This window comes from Caballeronia sp., assembly GCF_049581465.1.
In the GTDB taxonomy this organism is placed as follows: Bacteria; Pseudomonadota; Gammaproteobacteria; order Burkholderiales; family Burkholderiaceae; genus Caballeronia.
This window is the reverse complement of record NZ_JBAUSA010000488.1, coordinates 1-3,227: the sequence shown is the minus strand read 5'-3', so window position 1 is coordinate 3,227 and position 3,227 is coordinate 1. Positions and strand designations below refer to the sequence as shown.

At 59.3% G+C, this 3,227-nt stretch carries 2 protein-coding genes; both read right to left on the bottom strand.

Annotated features, from left to right (window positions below; genetic code table 11):
• Positions 1-1,594, bottom strand: a 1,594-nt coding sequence (gene bamA, locus WCA53_RS11955; RefSeq protein ID WP_423909791.1) for an outer membrane protein assembly factor BamA, incomplete at its 3' end; no start/stop codon positions are given.
• Positions 1,595-1,707: 113 nt separating this feature from the next.
• Positions 1,708-3,129 (bottom strand): RIP metalloprotease RseP, encoded by a 1,422-nt coding sequence (rseP, locus tag WCA53_RS11950; protein WP_423909786.1) that lies wholly within the window; start codon positions 3,127-3,129, stop codon positions 1,708-1,710.
• Positions 3,130-3,227 lie beyond the last annotated feature (98 nt).

Genomic DNA, 3,227 nt, shown 5'->3' with positions numbered 1-3,227 from the left:
CCGTATCCGATTCCGAGAACGGAATACCGAACTTGAGGTCACCGCCGATCGTCACAATCTTGAAGCTCGAGTCGGTGGAGTAATACAGCGGCTGATACGTGCGGTAGTACAAATCGGTAATGCGCTTGATACCGTCGATGGTGAAGTACGGATCAACCTGCGTCACCGTCAAGGTACGGTACGTCTTGGCCGTGTTCACGTTGAGCGAGAGGCTCGTGCCCGAACCGAACACGTTGTCCTGTGACACGCCCGCGGAAAGAACCACCTTGTCGGTCGACGAGAAACCGGCGCCCAGCGTGATTGCGCCGGTCGGCTTCTCGGCCACCTTCACGTCCACGTCTACCTGGTCGTTCGTGCCTTCCACCGGGATCGTCGTCACATCGACGTCGGTAAAGTAACCGAGACGATTCACGCGATCCTTCGACAACGCCAGACGGCTCGAATCGAACCACGAGCTTTCGAGCTGGCGCATTTCGCGTCGCACCACTTCGTCGCGAGTACGTGTATTGCCGACGATGTTCACGCGCCGCACATACACGCGACGGCTCGGGTCGACTTGCAACGTGAGGTCGACCGAGTGATTGGTCTGGTTGATCTGCGGCTGCGCGTTGACCTGGGCGAACGCGTAACCATATTCGCCGAGCTTGTCGACGATAGCTTTCGTGGTCGCTTGCAGCTTTTCAGCCGAGAAACGGTCGCCCGGCTTGATATTGATCAGCTTGGTCAACTCAGCTTCGCGATCGAGCAAGTTTCCCGCTAGCTTGATCGAGTTGATCTTGTACGGCTCGCCTTCATGCAGCGTGACCGTGAGATACATGTCCTTCTTGTCCGGCGAGATGGACACCTGGGTCGAGTCGATGTTGAACTCGAGATAACCGCGGTTCAGGTAGTAAGAACGCACGTTTTCCAGGTCGCCCGTGAGCTTGTCCTTCGCGTACAGGTCGTTCTTCGTGTACCAGGAGAACCAGTTCGGCGTGGACAACTGCATCTCGTCGCGCAGCGTACCCGTGCTGAACGCCTTGTTGCCGATGAAGTTGATCTGGCGAATCTTCGCGCTCGGACCTTCAGCCACGGAGAACAGGATCTGCACGCGGTTGCGGTCGACCGGCGTCACGGTGGTCGTGACTTCCGCCGCGTAGTAGCCGCGCGTCAGGTACTGACGCTTGAGCTCCTGCTCGGATTTATCGACGAGGGCCTTGTCGTAGGAACGGCCTTGCGACAAACCCACCGAACGCAACGCCTTCGTCAGGTTTTCCTTGTCGAACTCGTGAATGCCGGCGAAATCGATTTGCGAAATGGCCGGGCGTTCCTGCACCGTGATAACCACCACGTTGCCCTGCGTGGCAACCTCGACGTCGCTGAAGAAGCCCGTTGCATAAAGCGCGCGAATCGCTTCAGACGCTTTGTCGTCGGTGAACGTGTCGCCCTGCTTGATGGGCAGATAGGCGAATACCGAACCCGGTTCGATGCGCTGGAGGCCATCGATCCGGATGTCCTGCACGACAAATGGTGTTGTCGCGTGCGCCGCCATGCCGGTTGCGGCTAATGCTGCGGCCACAGCCGACTTAGGAACAAAGCGATGAGGTTTGAACAACGTACTTCCCCAGTGTGTATAGCTGCATCGAATCGGGCAGCGTTCGTGCAAGCGCCGCCAGACAGGACGAAAATGGATCAGATTGCGAATCAAAAAGCTCGATTGGCGCCGGATCAGAAGCTGATCAGGCGAGCCAGGTCGTTGAACAATGCAATCACCGACAGCGCGATGATGCAAACAAGACCCGCCCGCTGCAAAACCAACTGCCAGCGATCTGAGACGGCTTTGCCGGTTGCGGCTTCAACCAAATAATATAACAGATGACCACCGTCCAAAACCGGAATCGGTAACAAGTTCAGCACGCCGAGACTGATACTGACGAGCGCGAGAAACGAAAGAAACGCCGATAAACCCAGCCGTGCACTCTTGCCTGCGTAATCGGCAATCGTGACCGGCCCCGAGAGATTCTTCAGCGATGCCTCGCCGGTAATCATCCGCCCGAACATGCGCAGCGAATAAGTACTGATGTCCCACGTGCGCGTCACCCCAAGCTGAAGGCTTTCGACTGGACCGTAGCGCACATCCACCGACGGAATCCGGGTCGCGAGCGACGCGCCTATACGACCGACATCGTGATGCGTTTGTTCATCGGGCTTGAGATCGGGCACGATCCGAAGCACCTGTTGCACGCCATTGCGCGTGATCGTGAGCGACACCGGGGTGCCCGGATGATGCTGCACATAGTCGATGAAACCCGCGCCGTTGTCCGCCTTCCTGCCGTCAATCGATACCAGCACGTCGCCCGCTTGCAATCCCGCTTTCGCGGCGGCGCTGCCCGCCTCCACGGCCATCACCGACAACGTGCCTCCGCCCGGCGAGAAGCCGAGCTTGTCCATGAAGTCCGTGTCCTGGTCCTGGTCGTCGATGACGCCCACGATCACCGGAAAATCGAACGTTCCTTCGCTCGTCTTCGCGGTCAGCACGACCCCGCGATGCGCGAACGAAGCGTCGAGGAGTTTCCATCGCAGGTCGGACCATGAACGCACCGGCACCGGCTCGCCGACGGCGCGATCCCCTGAAACTGAACTCGAGGCCGAGCCAGATATGGAGTCCGCGGTCGACAAGTCGCGCATCGAAACGATCGTCTCGCCGCCTTCGAAACCCGCTTTTGCGGCTACCGTGTTCACAGCCGGCGCGGCGAGAATCGCGGCCGGTTCGGAGACGCCGCCCGCGAACACCCCGGCAAACAGCAGGATCGCAAGAATGAAGTTGAAGACCGGCCCCGCCACGACGATCGCGATGCGCTTCCACACCGACTGGCGATTGAACGCGTACGGCAAGTCAGCGTCGGGAATCGCGGCTTCTGCCTCGCGCTCGTCGAGCATCTTCACGTAGCCGCCCAGCGGCAACGCGGCGATGGTCCACTCCGTGCCGCTTTTACTGACCCACGTAGCGAGCGGCTTGCCAAAACCGACCGAAAATCGCAGGACCTTCACGCCGCACAGTCGCGCGACGCTGTAATGGCCAAATTCGTGGACGACGACCAGCACGCCGATAGCCACGACAAATGCAACGATTTCGGTCAGGAAGTTCATGAGCGTTTCAATGCGTAATTTGACGCACCCGTTGACGCACCCGTTGCTGCACCCGTTGCTGCACCCGTTGACGCACCCGTTGCTGCACCCGTCGACAC